The organism is Bacillus sp. MYb78 (assembly GCF_002975115.1).
GTDB classification, from domain to species: Bacteria; Bacillota; Bacilli; order Bacillales; family Bacillaceae_G; genus Bacillus_A; species Bacillus_A cereus.
Map to the genome: position 1 here is coordinate 134,038 of NZ_PCOB01000013.1, position 18,758 is coordinate 152,795.

The following is an 18,758-nucleotide window of genomic DNA, read 5'->3' on the forward strand; positions in this document are numbered from 1 at the left end:
AGCTGCTTTTTCAAAAATAATCCAAGCATAAATTTCTCACAAAAAGCAAAAATTAACAGAAGTAACTTTATACTAAAAGAGGTGGAAATTATGACAGAGCAAAAAGAACAGCAAGAGAGTAAAAAACAAAAGCATATGTTTCCATCACTCCCTGAGAACATTAATTACATTGAAAATAAACTTTCTCATTCTGATGATATAAAAAAATTAGATCTCCCTTTTCAAAACGGAAAAGGAATAATCATATATATCGAATCTTTAGCAGACCCAAATCTAATTCATCAATTAGCTCTTGAGCCATTATTAACGCGATCGGATTTATCTTTAGATAAAGCTTTTTCTACATTAAATATGAAAAAAGAAACGAATTTAAATTATGGTGTGCAGCTTTTATTACAAGGTAAATCTTTATATTTTCATGAACATGTCGAAAGCTTTTGCATTTTTGAAACGGCTCTATCTTTAAAAAGAGATATAACAGAGCCTGATAATGAAGGTATTGTACGTGGACCGCATACTGGTTTTGTAGAAGATTTAGCAACGAATTTAGCCTCTATTCGTAAACTCATTAAGAGTCCAAATGTAGTTGTTAAATATTTTACACTCGGTGAAGAAATGCACACGAAAGTAGCTATTGCTTATATGCAAAACATAGCTAATGACGATTTAGTTACAGAAGTAAAAAGAAGGTTGCAAACGATTAAAACAGATGCACTTATGCCTCCAGGATATATACAAGAATTTATAGAGGATACGTCTTTCTCACCATTTCCACAGCAATTAAATACAGAGCGTCCAGATAGAGTCGCAGCAAATTTAATGGAAGGACGAGTTGCTATTTTATCTGACGGAGATCCAACAGCTCTTATCGTTCCTGTTACGTTATTCGCTTTCTATCAATCACCAGATGACTATAATAACCGCTGGATTGTTGGTTCTTTCGTCCGAATGATTCGCCTAGTGAGCTTTTTAATTGCATTTCTCCTACCAGCTATATATATCGCAACCGTCGCTTTTCATCCTGATGTGTTGCCACTCGAGCTCGTTTATACAATTAAGGCTTCATTAGAAAAAGTACCTCTCCCTCCCATTTTTGAGGCTCTCTTAATGGAATTGATTTTCGAATTATTACGGGAAGCTGGTATTCGCTTGCCAAGCCGAGTTGGACAAACAATCGGTATTGTAGGTGGTTTAGTAATTGGTGATGCGATTGTAAAAGCCGGACTCGTTTCTTACACAATGATTATCGTTGTAGCTTTAACTGCAATCTCATCTTTTCTCGTTCCATCAAATGATATGAGTTCAGCAGTTCGAATTCTTCGTTTTCCGTTAATGCTTCTTGCTGCCATATTCGGATATGTAGGAATATCATTCGGTCTAATTATAACTTTCGTTCACTTATGTCAGCTTCATTCGTTTCATACACCATATCTTTCTCCTGTTGCCCCGATGCGGATCAAAGATATGAAAGATTCTTTTGTAAGACTTCCAATTTGGTCATTTTGGGAACGACCACATGATCCAAAACCGAAAAAAATGCAACGACAACATGTAACGAGAGAGGATGAGGACGGTGACAAACACGCAAAGTAAAATTTCACTTGTTCAATTTACCTTTTTCGTTATTCAGTGCCAAATCGGAGTTGGTATACTTTCTTTACCAAACCGTCTTCACCCGATAGCGAAAGGTGGCGGATGGATTTCTGCTCTCATCGCTGGGCTTGCATTCAGCTTATTATTTTACTTATGTGGCTTTTCTTAAAACGATTTCCTGATGCAGATATGTACGAAAGTGTTTGTATGCTATTTGGTAATAAGTTTGGAAAACTATTAGGTTTTGCTTATGTTTTTTATTTTACCCTTATCGGTATGACAGTTATGTTAAATGCTTGTAATGTCATTAAAGTTTGGATATTACAAGCTACTCCTTGGTCTGCCATTCTCATGCTATTTACAATAGCTTGTTGTTATGTAGCTTATAACACTTTTAAAGTCATCGTACGATTTTATGTCATGGCCTCTATCCTCATTATTCCAATGGCCCTTTTAATTGCCCTAGGGCTTTCCCGAGCTGATTTTTCTTATATTTTTCCCATTACAGAAGCCGGCTGGTGGAATATAATTCAAGCATCCAAGGAAACAATTACAGCCATGTATGGTTTTGAAATTATTCTTATCGCTTTTCCAAAAGTAAATGGCAGTTCTGTCGCAAAACTGAAGGCCATTTCTATCGCTAATGGATTTGTAACACTTTTTTATACTTTTACTGTTTGGATTTGCTTTATCGTATTTAGTCCAAAACAAATTGAGCTTATTCCAGAACCAGTTGCTTACTTATTACGTTCCTTACATATTGGGATTATAGACCGGACTGATTTACTATTCATTCCCATATGGATGATAACAGTTGCAGCTTCTATCGCTAGTTATTATTGCGCTGCTTCAATCGGAGTGGGACATATATTCAATCTTGCTAATCATAAAAAAGCTGTTCCAATCATTGGTATTATTGCTTTTAGTGTAGCCTTATTTATAGATACACCTGAAGAATTAAAAGTAATCTCAACTTTCACTGATAAGTTCACGTATATTTTTATTGTTGTCCTCCCTCTTTTATTTCTACTTTATTCTGTGATACGAAATAAGAAAGGAGAACAGTATGTTCACAAGAAAAGTTAAATTACTTTCTATATTATGTGCTAGTTCCCTCCTTTCTGGCTGTTGGGATCAAGAACCATTAAGGGAAGCAAGGTTAGCTTATAGTATTGGATCTGATATTACGGAAGAGAATAAACTCCAGCAAACAATCGAGCTCGTAAAAAGTTCAAGCGGAGAGCAATCTTCATTCGAAAATGAAATACATTCAGCAACGGGGCATAACATAAGGGATACAAGCGATGCCCTAAAAAAAAATGTTACTGGGAATATTCTCTATTTTAAATATGGCGTTCAATTACTAGGAACCAAAATCCTAAAAAAAGGTATATTACCTTATTTAGATGTCAGCTTTCGGGACCCAACAAACCCAACTGCTTTAGTAAAACTTATTGCAGTAGATGGTGAAACATCGGAGATACTAGAAAAAAAGAAAGTAGGAAATTTACTAATTGGAGATTTTCTAAAGAAAAAAGTGAAAAGCTTAGAAGATATGAGTGTATTTCCAAAAGAAACTTTAGAAACAGCTGCTACAAAAATGTTAGATCCCGGTAAAGACTTTACCCTCCCTTCTATAAAAATAAAAGGAAAAGAAGTAATTACAAACGGTCTAGCTTTATTTAACAATGATAAATTAACTGGGCATTTACCTTTGAAACAATCTGTTTTATTCGTATTATTAACCGGAAAAATGGGAACAAGTGCCCGTATAACCCAAAAGCTTACTAGCGGTGAATCAGAGAAAACATCTGATTATTTAACAATGGAAATTAGCAATCGAAAGTTAAAACGAGACTTAAAAATAACAACAGATAAAAAAGGAAATGTTTATGCTCACATTAAGCTCCAACTAAAAGTTATAGCGCTTGAAGCTCCGAGAGATAATCTTTACAAAATGGATGAAAGAAAAAAACTAAATAAAGAATTGTCTAAACAACTTACGAAAGAAGCTAAAAAGATAACGAAAAAGTTACAAAAAGCAAACTGTGATGCTTTCGGTATCGGCAGACACCTTATCGCCTATCACCCTGACTTATGGAAGAAGAAAAATTGGAATAAAGATTATGCAAAAGTAAAATTCAAACCTGAGGTAGAGGTAAACATTTTGTACAGTGGTGTCCTAAAATAAAAGGTTGTATGCCCATGCGGCATACAACCTTTTATTTCGTATATCGATACACAATTGATTCATATGGTCTTAAGTTAAGTTTTGCAATATCCTTGCTGGCATCTTTATAATTCGACAGTAGTACTTCTTGTTTCATTCCATCTAATTGAACGTGCGCTGGTATAGAGTAAGTTATTTCTTCTTCATAGAAGTTATTTATAACAAGTAGTACTTCACTTTCTGTAGTACGAGTATATGCCCAAATTTTAGGATCATTTTTATCCAAAATAGCATATTCTCCTTCAGTAATTACATCATACGTTTTTCTAAGTTCTATTAACTTTTTATAATGATAAAATACGGACTCTTTATCTTCTAATGCCTTCTCTACGTTTATTTCTTTAAAGTTTTCAGCCGCTGAAATCCAAGGTGTACTTGTTGTAAAACCACTGTTCATCTCTTCATTCCACTGCATTGGAGTGCGCGAATTGTCACGAGATTTTTGCTTTAAAATCCCTATAATCTCTTCTTTTGATAGCCCTTCTTTTAGCTTTATATCGTATATATTTAACGATTCCACATCACGATATTGCTCGATGGACTCAAATTTAGGATTCGTCATACCGATTTCTTCCCCTTGATAAATATAAGGCGTTCCTTGCAGCATGTGCATGGCTGTCGCTAACATTTTTGCAGATTCGTTTCGGTACTTTCCATCATCACCAAAGCGTGACACGATGCGAGGCTGGTCATGATTACACCAAAATAACGCATTCCATCCTCCGCCTTTTTGCATTTCAATTTGCCAGTTAGACATAATCTCTTTTAATTTAATAAAATCAAACTCTGCTTTCGTCCACTTATCACCATTCGGATAATCTACTTTTAAATGATGGAAACTAAACGTCATGCTTAATTCATTACGCTCAGGATTAGAATATTTAATACAATTATCAATTGTCGTAGATGACATTTCTCCAACTGTAATTACATCTTTTCCTTCAAAAACATTTCGGTTCATCTCTTGTAAATATTCATGAACACGCGGACCATCTGTATAATACTTGCGTCCATCACTTGTCGCAGTACTACCTTCATCGTTTAAGAAGCATTGGTCTTTTGAAATTAAGTTAATGACATCTAATCGGAATCCTGTTACTCCTTTATCCAGCCAAAAACGCATCATATCATATACTTCTTCACGAAGTTTTTCATTTTCCCAATTTAAATCAGCTTGTGTTTCATCAAATAAATGTAAATAATATTGCTCCGTCTTCTCATCATATTTCCAAGCAGATCCACCAAACTTAGATTGCCAATTATTTTTTTCATCACGCCAAATATAGTAATTACGATATGGACTATTTTGATCTTCCTTCGCTTCTTTAAACCACTTATGTTCAGTCGAACTATGATTTACAACAATATCAAGCATAATCTCAATGTTACGTACTTTCGCTTCCTCTAAAAGTTCTTCAAACTCTTCCATCGTTCCGTAAGATGGATCAATGCTGTAGTAATCACTTACATCATATCCATTATCATTTTGTGGTGATTGGTATATCGGTGTTAACCATATATAATCCACTCCGAGTTCTTTTAAATAATCTAGTTTCTCTGTAACCCCTTTTATATCACCGGTTTCTCTATTGTAATAACTATTAAAGCTCTTCGGATAAATTTGATAGACTACACTTTTATGCCAATCCTTCATGTTTAACTTCCTCCTACTTCTGTTTGACTCTTTTTGCAAATAACCATGTTAAAGTAAATGGGATTACAACTGCAATAATCATTCCGACAATAAACATTGGAATCGATTTCGGAATGATAGAAATAAATGCTGGTAATCCGCCAATTCCGATAGCAGGTGCTAATACACCATTTAACGTAATAAATATAGCTGCAATAGCCGATCCAATAATCGCTGCATAGAACGGGAACTTATTTCGTAAATTCACACCAAACATCGCTGGTTCTGTAATACCGAAGTATGCTGAAATGGCTGATGTCGATGCCATACTTTTATCATTTTGATTTTTAGAAATCCAGAACATCGCAAGTGCCGCACTACCTTGCGCAATGTTAGAAAGAGCGATCATCGGCCAAATAAATGTACCTCCATGCTGTGCAATCAATTGTAAATCAATTGCAATAAACATATGATGCATACCTGTAATTACGAGCGGTGCATATAATGCTCCAAATAATACTGCTCCAACTACTGGTACTGTTTCATATACACCTACTAATCCTACTGTTAATAAATCTCCGATATGACGTGTAACCGGACCGATAATTCCTAATGCTAACACACCTGTCACAACGATTGTTGTAATTGGTACAACTAATAATTGAATTGCATTTGGTACATGTTTCTTTAAGAAAATTTCCACTTTACTTAATACAAATGCTGCTACTAAAACAGGTAAAATTTGTCCTTGATATCCTACCTTCTCAATTTGGAACAGTCCTAAAATATTGAAGTACTCAATCTTTTGACCCTCTAAACCAGTCGCTGCTTTTCCATAGTCCCAAGCGTTTAATAAGGCCGGGTGCACAAGCATTAATCCCATAACAATCCCTAGTATTGGACTACCACCAAAACGCTTCGTTGCTGACCACCCGACAAGTGCTGGTAAGAATACGAATGCTGTATTGGCCATCATATTAATTAAATCCCAAAGCCCGCCTAAGTTCGGATAAACATCTAATAAATTTTTCCCATCAAAAAATAAGTCCTTTGCCCCTAATAGATTGTTAATACCCATTAGTAAACCAGCTGTTACGATCGCTGGTAATATCGGCATAAATACATCCGAAAATATTTTTACAAACTTTTGAGCTGGATTTAACTTCTGATTTCCAGAGTCTTTTACGTCAGCTACAGTCGATTCTTTCATACCTGCAAGCGTTATCAATTCAGCGTAAACACGATCTACATCCCCTGGACCAATTACAACTTGAAATATACCAGCGTTATGAAACGCTCCTTTCACTAATGAAACAGACTGTAATTTATCATTATCTATTTTACTTTCATCTTTTAAAGCGATACGGAGCCTCGTCACACAATGTGCAGCTTGTTCAATATTTTCTTTCCCACCAATATACTGCAACACTTCCTCTGCTGTTTTACGATAGTCTTTCCCCATATTCCCGTCCCTCTTTTCTGTTTTTGATACCGTTTACAATTACATATTAACTCGTATATATAAGTTAGTCAACACTCGTATATACGAGTTTGTGTTTTTTTTATAAAAAAAGAGATGAAACAATATTTTGTTCCACCTCTTTACTTCCTGCGTGCCACATCCGAAAAGTGAAAAATATCTAAACGGTGGCGTGATTCTGTATATTCAAACTGACTTCCATCATACAAATGTGTAAAGTTTTTCACAACGACAACATAGTCTGTTCCATTTAAATCTAAATACTTTCTGTCATCCTCTGTACATGGCTGTACTTCTATTACCCTCTGCGAATAACTAATATGTAGCCCAAGCTCTTTCTCGATGTATTTATAAATCGATGCAGTTGCAATTTCTTTCGTTAATCCTGGAATAAACTCAGATACAAAATGATTTATATCTAAAATTACTTTTTCTCCATCAATATTTCGTACACGTTTAATATGGTCAATCTCTGTTTTTTCTTTTACATTTAATAATTTCGCAATTTCTTTTGTGGCTTTTTCTTTGTCCATTTCCACAACTTCCGTAATACAATGACGTCCTAAACGTTCATTTTCTTCTTGGAAACTTACAATACCGCCAAAATTAAATTCAATATTTTTTCGCTTTAAAACAAAAACACCTTTTCCATGAATTTTTTGCACATATCCACGCTCTTGCAGTAAATCTACAGCTTTTCTTACCGTGCCTCGGCTTGCCTCATACTGCTTCATTAATTCTGTTTCTGATGGGATTTTGCATCCCTCTTTTAATTGTTTATTATCAATAGATTTACTGATTTCTGTATAAATTTGTTCATACTTACTCATCATCTACAATAGCCCCTTGTCACCTTCTAATTCTATATGTATTATAACATGCTTCACTCTTCTGCCAATCTCTCACTTATTTTCCAGTACAAGAAAAATATAGGTAAATATTTAATCTTTAAAACGTATTTTTATAAAAATTTTTATATTTTTCTTTTCATTCAAAAAAACATGTAGTATACTAACTTCAAAATCAGAGGAGAAAGGGAGCAAAGAACTATGCTTACTTATACAACAACTGTAGTTACATTTGCACAAAAACATCATCATCATACGTAACCCTTGAAACCTAGCGGAAAAATTACGCGTAGGTACAAGGGTTATTCCCGTTGTACCTACGCTTTGGCGAAAGAGCCATGTAGGTATTTTTTTATCTACATGGCTCTTTTTTTATTGTCAAAAAGCTAGTAAAAAATGATGTTTAAGCAAAACTTACTACAAAGGAGTTAACAAAAATGGAAACGAAAAAATGGGGATTATGGGTTTTAACAGCATTTGTTATCGGGAATATGGTTGGCGGTGGCGTATTTATGCTACCAGCAAATTTAGCACAAGTATCAGGGCCAATGGGTTCTACACTCGCATGGAGTATTACAGGCCTTGGCGTATTTATGATTGCACTTGTATTTGGAAATTTAGCGATTCGGAAACCAGAATTAAAAGCTGGACCACAAAGCTATGCTCAAGCGATGTTTCCTTCAAAAAAAGCTGGTAAAGTTGCAGGATATAGTATGGCATGGGGATATTGGGCTGCTAACTGGGCTGCAACAGCATCTGTTATTATTTCTTTTGCTGGATATTTATCAACATTCTTTCCAGTTTTACAAAGTAAGCAAATTCTTTTTTCAATAAATGGATTTTCACTGGAACTCGGAAAAGGGTTAACTTTCCTCGTATGTAGCCTTATGCTGTGGGGAATTCAATATATTCTTTCTCAAAATATTGATCGAGCTGGAAACATGAATCTACTTGCTACCATTGCAAAAATTATCGGATTTACAATGTTTATTGTAATTACATTATTCATTTTCAACGCCTCTAATTTCGGAGATGGTCAAACCTTTATGAATGAAGCAGGACAATCAATCTCATTAGGTGGACAAATCAATTCAGCTGCTATTGCAACACTCTGGGCATTTATCGGTATTGAATCAGCAGTTATGCTTTCTAATCGTGCAAAATCACAGCGCGATGTAAAAAAAGCTACGATTTTCGGATTAATTATCGCTCTTCTTATTTACATGTCAATTACTTTACTTACAATGGGAGCTCTTCCGCAAGATGCTTTAAAAGAGTCTCAAAAACCTTTAGTAGACGCATTAAATTTAGCAATTGGAAATAAAGGTGCATATATAATGGCTTTACTCGCTCTTATATCTTTATTTGGATCTACAGTTGGCTGGATTGTTGTTAGTTCAGAAGTACCTTACCAGGCAGCAAAGAATGGACTTTTCCCTAAGTTTTTCGGGAAAACAAATAAAAAAGGTAGTCCTTCAAAATCATTATTGATTACAAATGTAATGACGCAAATCTTCTTATTTTCAACGATTTCTGGTACTGTTTCAGAAGCGTATAGTTTCGCTATCGTCGTAGCAACATTAGCCTATTTAATTCCATACCTTGTTTCTACTCTGTACCAATTCAAACTGGTTATTACAGGAGAAACGTATGATATAATGCCTGGTTCTCGAATAAAGGACGGGATCATCACTACATTAGCATTTGTATACTCAATTTGGGTTATCAAAACAGGAACTGCTGACTTAAAAACGTTCTTCTTAGGAATTGGATTGTTCGTATTAGGTCTTATTCTTTATCCTGTACTAATGAAAGACTCACAAAAAACGGATTAAATAAAGAGAAGCTGCTGGCTTCTCTTTTTTATTAAAAATCTGTAATTAACTTTTCTTTTAGCTCTCCTACAGATAAAGGTTTCGCATAATAAAATCCCTGTACATAATCACAGCTCATTGATTGTAACAAACTCTCTTGCTCTACTGTTTCTACCCCTTCAGCAACTACTGCTAAATTTAAACTATGAGCAATTTCAATAACGGATTTTACAATCGTTCGTTCTGGTTGTGCGTGATCATAATGAAATTCACGAATAAAATTACGATCAATTTTTACAATATCCAGTGGTAGTTGTTTTAAATAATATAAGGAAGAATAGCCAGTTCCGAAATCATCCAAAGCAATTAAAACACCCATATTTCTTAATTCTTGTAATGTAGCAATAATATAATCAAAATGGCGAACTGCAATGCTTTCCGTTATTTCTAATATTAAACGGTTCGGAGGAAAACCAGTTCTCTTTAAAATGCTACGTACAGACAAAATAAAACGTTTCTGCATTAATTGTTGTATAGATAAATTCACAGATAACTTTAGTCCTTCTTGATAATTTGGCAATGTTTTAAACAATCGGCATGACTTTTCTAATACCCAGTCTCCTAGCTTTATAATAAGTCCAGACTCTTCAGCAACAGGGATAAATTCGCTTGGTGAAATAGGTCCGTCTTCTGTCATACAACGTACTAGAGCTTCTATACCAGAATATCTCTTCGTTTTCAAATCAATAATAGGCTGCAATGCTACATCTAACTCTTCATCACGAATTGCCTTTTGCAAAGCAAACTCAACTTTCATTCTACGATTTATTTTCGCGCGTAGCTCATCTGTAAAGAAACATGCAGCGTTTCTCCCCTGTTCTTTTGCACTATACATAGCTAAGTCAGAGTTTTTCAATAAAGTTTCCACATCTTGTCCGTCTTGTGGATAAGAACAAAGTCCTAGACTAGCTGAAATGTATACTTCATGGCCTTCAAGCATAAATGGTGCCTGGAAACATGACAACACAGATGTCGCTAACTGACTCATATCATCTTGTCTATGATTTTTTGTTAACAGCACAAATTCGTCGCCACCTAGCCTAGCCAGAACATCTTTCTCTCCTAGTACATAATGCAACCTTGAAGCAACTTCGCTTAAAAGTAAATCTCCTATCATATGACCTAACGTATCATTTACTAATTTAAAACGGTCCAAATCAAAGTAAATCATACCAAATTCTTTTTTATCTGCAATCAATTTATTAACGGTCGTTATTAATTGTAAACGGTTAGGCAAACTCGTTAAAGCATCATGATAGGCAAGCTCCCTATAACGACTTTCACTTAGCCGCAATCTATGTTCCGCTTCTTTTCTACTACTAATATCATTTCGAATTGCGATAAACTGGTATGGCTCTCCTTTTTCATTTAAAAATGGAACAATTGTTGTTTTGACCCAATAATATGTACCATCTTTTGCTCGATTCCGAATCTCACCTGTCCATACTTTCCCATTCAAAATACGTTTCCATAAGTCTTGAAAAAAGGTTTTTGGATGATGTCCTGAATTTAAAATACGGTGATCTTTTCCAATTAATTCTTCTCTTTTGTATTTAGAGATTTCACAAAATTTATCATTTACATATGTAATAAGACCTTTTCGATCTGTAATTGCAACAATTGAAGACTCATCTAATGCTAACTTTAAATCTCGCAATGAAGAGTCATATAATGCATGACCTCTCTGTTCTAGCATGCGCATCTCTCCTTGCTTCTATCTGACTAAAACACAACCTGTTTCTCTTCATAGAAATAGAGATATTTCATTTTCTAATACTAGCCCATTACATAAATTATCTTTTTAAATAGACCGATTAAAATAACATAATATTATTTGTAATAAAAAGCAATATTATACCGTTCCAATTATAACTAGTAGCTTCTCATCTCCCTAATTATTTCGCGCCTTATTATACTGCAATCCCTTTAAGTGGCTCTATGCAAGCCTTGTTTCCAACTAATACCACTCACATCTGATCTCTTTGTTTTTAATAACGAAATAGAAATTAGAACATACTACATAACTATTCACGAATAATAATATAAAACTCTACATCAATGTATATGTTTTTGAATTACAATAACAAAATATTAACATATTTTCACCTTAATTTTGGAAGTATTTTATAAATAAATACCGTATTAAACTAAAAAAGAGGATAGCCTCTTTTTTAGTTTAATACGAATATGGTATTTGCTGATAACCTGGGTATGGCATTGGATACGTTACAGGGTATGGTGATGGATAAGCTACTGGATATGGAGCCGGATAATATCCTCCACTTGTTGCACCTGTTAATGCACCCGCTGTCAGTCCGCCTAACACTCCTCCTGCAAAGCTTCCAGGGAAAAATCCGCCTCCCCATGAACTACCATCACCCCAGCCCCATCCGCCTCCGTGATGATGATGGTGATCATAGTGATTGTGTCCTCCATGGTGATGATGTCCGCCGTTATGATTGTGCCCACCATGATGATTCCGATAGTACAATCCATTATTTTCTATATAATTCATGTTTCTCCGCTCCTTTTCGATTTTTTCATTTTCATATGCGTTAAGAGTGAGATAAAAAATGGGATAGTACACTGTATGTAGGACAAATGCGGAAAGTATAGGTGAAATGTCTATATTTTGTAAAAAAAGCAAAACACCTTATAATAAAGATGTCATATTACATCTTCTATTTAAGAAGTCTATATTGAAAAAAGATTAGGGGAATTATATAGAAATGAAAAAACCTATCGTTCAATTACTATTAATATTTACAATTGTATCTATCGTTCTGTTCCTATTAAATACATCGTATATCTCGTTATATACATTTGTCGGTGCTCTATGGTCCATCACAATCGTAGGAATTTCATTCGTTATTTTTATAGAAAATAGATCTCCACAAAGTACATTAGCATGGTTTTTAGTATTAGCACTTCTTCCTATTATAGGTGTGCTTTTATACGCTATTTTCGGACGCAGCCGCTGGAGAAGAAAAAAACATCTCCATCGTTCAGAAGAACAAAGAAAATTATTCCGTGAAATATTAGAAAGAAGAAGACTAGAGTTATTACTCACAGTCCCACTAAATGAACGTTCCTTACATTTAACAGAAGTCATACAAAAATTTGGAGGCGGTCCTGCCGCAGATAAAACAACTACAAAACTTTTAACAAACGGAGATCAAACATTTCCAGAAATTTTGCGAGCTATAGAGCAGGCAAAACATCATATACATATTCAATACTACATTTATAAATCTGATGAAATTGGTACAAAAGTTCGAGATGCTTTAATACAAAAAGCAAAAGATGGTGTTATTGTACGCTTCCTTTATGATGGCCTTGGAAGTAATACGTTAAGAAGACGATTTTTACAACCTATGAAAGAAGCTGGGATTGAAATTGTAGAATTTGACCCTATTTTTTCAGCTTGGTTACTTGAAACTGTCAATTATCGTAACCATCGAAAAATTGTTATTGTAGATGGAGAAATTGGTTTTACCGGAGGACTCAATGTCGGTGATGAATATCTTGGTCGTTCAAAGAAATTTCCTGTTTGGCGTGATAGTCATTTAAAAATAGAAGGAAAAGCATTATATAAATTACAAGCAATCTTTCTAGAAGACTGGCTCTATGCCTCTAGTGGTTTAAATACTTATTCCTGGGATCAATTCATGAATAGACAATACTTCCCAGGTAAAGAGATTTCAAATGCAGAAGGTGCTGTTCAAATCGTAGCCAGCGGACCAAGCTCCGATGATAAAAGTATTCGTAATACATTATTAGCTGTTATGGGCTCTGCAAAAAAATCAATTTGGATTGCTACACCCTACTTTATTCCAGATCAAGAAACTTTAACATTATTACGCTTAAGTGCAATTGCCGGAATAGATGTACGGATTTTATATCCAGGTAAAAGTGATAGCATCATTAGTGATCAAGCATCTCAATCCTATTTCACTCCGCTTTTAAAAGCTGGTGCTTCTATTTACAGTTATAAAGATGGTTTTATGCATGCAAAAATTGTACTCGTTGATGATATAATTGCAACTATTGGAACAGCAAACATGGATGTACGTAGCTTTGAATTGAATTACGAAATTATTAGCGTACTTTATGAATCAAAAACAGTTCACGATATTAAACGTGATTTTGAAGAAGACTTTAAACATTCAACTGAAATTAAATGGAACTCTTTCCAAAAAAGAAGTATAAAAAAACGCATATTGGAGTCTTTCATGAGGCTCATTTCTCCTTTACTGTAAGCAATCAACTTCATCTTGATTGCTTTTTCTTTTCCCTTTATCCTCCTTCCTTTTCTTTGCATACCATATTAAAACAAGTTATCATAAGATGTATTACTTTATGAAAATAATGTTAGGTGGGAAATACATGTTAGAACAATTTCATATACATTCTGATTTAAAACAACAGCTTTCTACGATTCATGAAAAGAATAAACAAGAAGCTGGTGAAAATGCACATTTAATCGGAACGAAAATATATAAAGCGTCTGATAATAGCATTATTGAAGATGCGATTACAGCACTTCTTCTTGGCAAGAACATTCTATTAAAAGGACCGACTGGTAGTGGTAAAACAGTACTAGCGGAAACTCTTTCTTCTTTATTCCAAAAACCAATGCATAGCATTAACTGCTCTGTCGACTTAGATGTAGAAGGTATTTTAGGATACAACACACTACAAACGAAAGATGGTGCATCTGAAGTTTCATTCGTTAACGGTCCTCTTATGAAAGCAATGAAGAACGGTCACTTCCTATATATTGACGAAATCAATATGGCAAAACCTGAAACTTTACCGCTACTTCACGGCGCATTAGATTACCGTAAAATGATCACAAACCCATTTACACAAGAGGTTGTATACGGTGATGACGAATACCGTGTAATTGCTGCGATTAACGAAGGTTACGTTGGAACAAGTGAACTAAATGAAGCATTAAAAAACCGTTTCGTTATTATTGAAGTTCCTTACATTCAAGGTGACACATTAAAAGAACTATTATTAGCAGAATCAAAATTAAATGATGTTGCAACAATTGAAAAGTTTGTTGCATTTGCAAGCGACCTTATGCCTTTAGCTCGCGATGGACGTGTAAGTGAAGAAGCAGCAAGTATTCGTGGTATTATCGACGCATGTGATTTAGGTGTATATATTCCTGTTATGCGAGCGATTGAACGAAGCATAATTGCAAAACTTAATGATGAAACAGAACAAATGACTGTCCGTGAATTAGCAGAAAGTTATTTCTTTGAGGGATAATTTATGAGACAAATTTTTAGTGACAAAAAAATTGATGCGTCGCTGTTTCTACAAATGGAAAACTTAATGTATGCCCTTCTAAAAGAAGACGATGCCTATCTTGAATATGGCTATAAAGCATACTACGACGAAATTGAAAAGAAAGTTGTCATTAGTCACTTTTGGGATGATCGAAAAGAAGAAGATACAGTAATCGGATTAAAAAGCGAAGTGTTCTTAAAAGCACTTGGTAATAAACATTACTCGGACATGACTTTAATTCGTTCGTATGCGATTGAATTGCAAGAATCGCCCCTAAAAAAGTTTTTAACACAATTATTTGTTCTATTAGAAGATTTACGCGTTGAGGAAATCGTAAAGAACTTACGTCCTGGCACGAAACATATTTTTAAACGCCGAAAAGAAATGTACCGCAATTATTTCGGCTCTCAAAATGAAATAAACCGCGTTCGTAATTATCACGGTGATCGTCTATTTTGCCTATGCTATCTTTCATTAACGAGCGATAAATATGAAATGTTTAATAATGAATATTTTGAGCAAATTGAAGCGATTTTACATGAAGCATTCCAAGCACGTAATACAGAAGATATTATGTATATCGTTGAGAAAATTCGCTATCGCTTAGAGGCGCTTCTTGAAAGTGATATGCTTAACAACTATTTCGGACATGCTCCACTTTACTTATCTGTTCTTGCAGACGAAAAGAACTGTCGCGTCGAAGATTTAGCAAATGATGATACGCAGCTTATAGATGACGATGAAAATAAAAACAAAATGGATGAAAGTTTCTCCACATGGCATCGTGAAAATAAAAATAACGAAAACGAGAACTTTTTACGCTTTGAATTAGAAAGCGGAACAAAAACAAACATGATGGGCGATACTGCTCGTGAATCAGAAGATGGCGACCAAGCACTTGGTTCTGTACAAGGTACTTCTCAAAAAAGTACACAATCCAACTTTGATGGCGCTGATACAGAAGAAGCAAGGGCTTCACACGCTTCTAGCCAGCACGACGGTGCATATGGGAAGTATAATGTAGGTGCTTCTCATACATTTAAAGAAGCTCGCAAAGTAAATATTGATGAGAAAAAAGATTACCAAGCTATCAAATCAGTCGTCAATAAAGATGTAAAAGAATTAAAGAAAATTATCGAAAAAACGATTGAAAATAAAACGAATGCGAATAGTGATAAATATTACGGAAGACTTCGTAAGAAATTCCTTCGTATTTATACCGAAAAACAACCGCGGATGTTTTATAAAAAAGGACAAGAGTCACAAGAACTCGATGTTGCATTCCAACTGTTAGTTGACTGTTCTGGTTCTATGTATAACAAAATGGAAGAAACGAAGAAGAGTGTTGTACTATTCCATGAAGCTTTAAAATCTTTAAAAATCCCGCACGCTATTAGCGGATTTTGGGAAGATGCCTCTAGCGCTAAACCTGAAGATAAGCCGAACGTTATCCATGAAGTTGTAAATTATAAAAACTCAACGTTACCAAACGTCGGTCCAGAAATTATGCAACTTCGTGAAGAAGAAGATAACCGCGACGGATATATTATTCGTATCGTTTCTGAAAAGCTTGCCAAAAGACCTGAGAAACATAAATTCTTACTAGTCTTCACAGACGGTGAGCCTTCTGCGCTAGACTATCAACAAGACGGAATTTTAGATACGCATGAAGCTGTTAAACTCGCGCGTAAAAGTGGTATGGAAGTAATCGGTATCTTCATCGAAGAAGGCGAAGCGAAAGAAGCAACTTATCAATTGATGAAAAACATTTATAACCATCACTTCTTAGTTGCAAATCACGCTGAAGATTTACGATTGAAGATTAAACCATTACTGAAAAAATTATTACTGAAGACGATTGAATAGAAAATAGGAGCCTTGTGGCTCCTGTTTTTTCGTTCAATTACTTTGTTTCTGGTTGAAACTTGTATGGAATGGCTACTTCTAACAAAGATTCAAATCCTCCGTCATAGTATGGGAAGCGCTCATTCGCAATTGTTCGATCCACCCACTCTATTGCAGAAATTTCACCTTCATCTTCCGCAATAAGTTCACCTTTTACTACATTCGCTCGGAATGTAAAAAATAGTGCATGATTCCCTGATTCTTCAAAGAATTTTTCATTAATCGCAACAAGTCCACCTAACGCAGCTGTTAAACCTGTCTCTTCTTTCACTTCTCTTATTAGTGCTTCCTCTAATATTTCACCTTTTTCCACAGCCCCGCCTGGCAATGACCAAACGTTTTGTTCTACATTATGTACCATTAATATTTTATCTGTTTCTTCGTCATGTATTAGTGCATATACGACATCAACTCTCTGCATAAGACTTCTCTCCCTCCAAAAATGATGAAGAGCCGATTCCTAAGAATCGACTCTTCCTATTAATTCATCACTAACTCAGCTGTGAGCTTTTTTTTTAACTTAGCCAGCATGTCAGTTGTCATTTTATCTAAATCGTATTCTGCTTTGAAGCCCCACTCTTTCATTGCTGCTGTTGCATCAATAGAGTTTGGCCAGCTATCAGCGATTGTTTGACGAGCTGGATCTACTGCATAATCCATTGTAAACGTCGGAATGTGTTTACGAATTGACGCTGCAATTTGCTCTGGCTCGAAGCTCATTGCTGTAATGTTAAATGCATTTCTATGCACTAGCTTACTTGGATCAGCTTCCATTAATGAAATGATCGCTTGTAAAGCATCAGGCATATACATCATGTCCATGTACGTTCCTTCAGCAATGTATGAGGTGTATGCACCTTTTTTAATCGCCTCATAATAAATTTCAACTGCATAATCAGTTGTTCCGCCTCCTGGAGGAGCTACGTAAGAAATTAAACCTGGGAAACGGACACCGCGCGTATCTACACCAAACTTTTGATAATAATAATCACATAGTAATTCTCCTGCTACTTTGTTTACCCCATACATCGTAGTAGGACGCTGAATTGTATCTTGCGGTGTATTATCTTTTGGCGTCGATGGACCGAATGCACCGATAGAACTTGGTGTGAAGAACTTACAGTTTAATTCACGAGCTGCTTCTAGAGCATTTACAAGTCCACCCATATTTAAATTCCATGCAAATAACGGATTTTTTTCTGCTGTTGCTGAAAGTAAAGCTGCTAAATGAATAATTGTATCTACTTCATTACGCTTTGCGATATCATGTAGTTTTTGTCCATCTGTTACATCTAACGTTTCAAATGGACCAGACGTTACTACTTCACTGTCTGTTTCACGAATATCTGTTGCAATAACATTTGATGCGCCGTATACATCACGAAGTTTCATTACTAGTTCAGAACCAATTTGCCCTAAAGAACCGGTTACTAGAATTTTTTTCATTTTCCCCACTCCTCATTTGCAAGCTATTCAAAAGATGTCGTTACTTAAATGATGCCCATTTCTTTCCCTACTTTTTCATACTTACGAATTGCTTCATCTAACATTTCTTTCGTATGAGCTGCTGTAGGCATATTACGAACACGACCTGTTCCTTTTGCTACAGTTGGGAACACGATAGATTTTGCGTATACGCCTTCTTCATTTAGACGTTTACTAAATTCTTGTGTTAATACTTCGTCCCCAATAATACAAGGTGTAATTGGCGTTTCACTTTCCCCAATGTTAAAGCCAAGTTCTTTTAACCCTTGTTTTAAATAACGACCGTTTTCCCATAGACGATCATGTAACTCTGTGCTTTCCATTAAGATTTCAATTGATCTCATGCAAGCTGCCGGCGCGACACGTTTCTCTATAAGCGTTTAGACGTGAAGTGAGAGTGTTGCTGAAA

General features: G+C 35.2%; 13 protein-coding genes and 2 pseudogenes. 7 read left to right on the plus strand and 8 right to left on the minus strand.

The genetic code is table 11. From position 1 onward, the window contains the following. Positions 1-90: 90 nt before the first annotated feature. The 3 genes and pseudogenes from gerKA (at position 91) to gerKC (ending at position 3,784) form a co-directional block, all read left to right on the plus strand. Positions 91-1,593: a spore germination protein GerKA gene (gene gerKA, locus CQ064_RS22220; RefSeq protein ID WP_000139244.1), complete on the plus strand. Its 1,503-nt coding sequence runs from the start codon at positions 91-93 to the stop codon at positions 1,591-1,593. Further along, positions 1,574-2,679, plus strand: a pseudogene (locus tag CQ064_RS22230) (GerAB/ArcD/ProY family transporter). The gene gerKA and the pseudogene CQ064_RS22230 overlap by 20 nt, the downstream one beginning before the upstream one ends. Continuing rightward, positions 2,660-3,784: a spore germination protein GerKC gene (gene gerKC, locus CQ064_RS22235; protein WP_000495126.1), complete on the plus strand. Its 1,125-nt coding sequence runs from the start codon at positions 2,660-2,662 to the stop codon at positions 3,782-3,784. Before CQ064_RS22230 ends, gerKC begins: the two are co-directional and overlap by 20 nt. A 31-nt stretch (positions 3,785-3,815) precedes the next feature. Here the strand turns inward: gerKC and treC are convergent, their stop codons facing one another. The 3 genes from treC to treR form a co-directional block, all read right to left on the minus strand. Continuing rightward, entirely contained in the window at positions 3,816-5,477 is a 1,662-nt protein-coding gene (treC, locus tag CQ064_RS22240; RefSeq protein WP_000656153.1) for an alpha,alpha-phosphotrehalase, read from the minus strand. 13 nt (positions 5,478-5,490) lie between these two features. Further along, positions 5,491-6,918, minus strand: a complete 1,428-nt coding sequence (gene treP, locus CQ064_RS22245; protein WP_000513958.1) for a PTS system trehalose-specific EIIBC component — start codon at positions 6,916-6,918, stop codon at positions 5,491-5,493. A 140-nt stretch (positions 6,919-7,058) separates the two neighbouring features. Further along, the gene (gene treR, locus CQ064_RS22250) at positions 7,059-7,769 is read right to left on the minus strand and encodes a trehalose operon repressor (RefSeq protein WP_000987242.1); all 711 of its coding nucleotides are present in this window, start codon (positions 7,767-7,769) and stop codon (positions 7,059-7,061) included. 452 nt (positions 7,770-8,221) lie between these two features. Here treR and CQ064_RS22255 point away from each other — a divergent pair, with 452 nt between their 5' ends. Next, a complete protein-coding gene (locus CQ064_RS22255) occupies positions 8,222-9,619 on the plus strand; it encodes an amino acid permease (protein ID WP_000448446.1) in 1,398 nt (465 codons plus the stop codon). 31 nt (positions 9,620-9,650) lie between these two features. Here CQ064_RS22255 and CQ064_RS22260 read toward each other — a convergent pair whose 3' ends face one another. Together CQ064_RS22260 and CQ064_RS22265 are read right to left on the minus strand one after the other, a co-directional pair. Further along, a complete protein-coding gene (locus tag CQ064_RS22260) occupies positions 9,651-11,354 on the minus strand; it encodes a putative bifunctional diguanylate cyclase/phosphodiesterase (protein ID WP_000893346.1) in 1,704 nt (567 codons plus the stop codon). Positions 11,355-11,834: 480 nt separating this feature from the next. Next, positions 11,835-12,173: a hypothetical protein gene (locus CQ064_RS22265; protein ID WP_001106381.1), complete on the minus strand. Its 339-nt coding sequence runs from the start codon at positions 12,171-12,173 to the stop codon at positions 11,835-11,837. 214 nt (positions 12,174-12,387) lie between these two features. Between CQ064_RS22265 and CQ064_RS22270 the strand changes: the two genes are divergently transcribed. The 3 genes from CQ064_RS22270 to CQ064_RS22280 all read left to right on the plus strand — a co-directional run bounded on the left by CQ064_RS22270 (position 12,388) and on the right by CQ064_RS22280 (position 16,825). Then, a complete protein-coding gene (locus CQ064_RS22270; RefSeq protein WP_000743037.1) occupies positions 12,388-13,917 on the plus strand; it encodes a cardiolipin synthase in 1,530 nt (509 codons plus the stop codon). Positions 13,918-14,044: 127 nt separating this feature from the next. Next, on the plus strand, positions 14,045-14,938 hold the full coding sequence (locus CQ064_RS22275) for an ATP-binding protein (protein WP_000892988.1): 894 nt from the start codon (positions 14,045-14,047) through the stop codon (positions 14,936-14,938). 3 nt (positions 14,939-14,941) lie between these two features. Further along, positions 14,942-16,825 (plus strand): vWA domain-containing protein, encoded by a 1,884-nt coding sequence (locus tag CQ064_RS22280; protein ID WP_001248842.1) that lies wholly within the window; start codon positions 14,942-14,944, stop codon positions 16,823-16,825. 37 nt (positions 16,826-16,862) lie between these two features. On the opposite strand, the gene CQ064_RS22285 is transcribed toward CQ064_RS22280, so the two are convergent. From CQ064_RS22285 to CQ064_RS22295, 3 genes and pseudogenes are all read right to left on the minus strand, one after another. Then, entirely contained in the window at positions 16,863-17,285 is a 423-nt protein-coding gene (locus CQ064_RS22285) for an NUDIX hydrolase (RefSeq protein WP_001189938.1), read from the minus strand. A 59-nt stretch (positions 17,286-17,344) separates the two neighbouring features. Then, positions 17,345-18,310, minus strand: coding sequence for an L-threonine 3-dehydrogenase (locus CQ064_RS22290; protein WP_000723149.1), 966 nt, complete (start codon positions 18,308-18,310; stop codon positions 17,345-17,347). Between the two features lie 44 nt (positions 18,311-18,354). Further along, positions 18,355-18,702: pseudogene (locus tag CQ064_RS22295) on the minus strand (aminotransferase class I/II-fold pyridoxal phosphate-dependent enzyme); the annotation flags it as partial. Positions 18,703-18,758 lie beyond the last annotated feature (56 nt).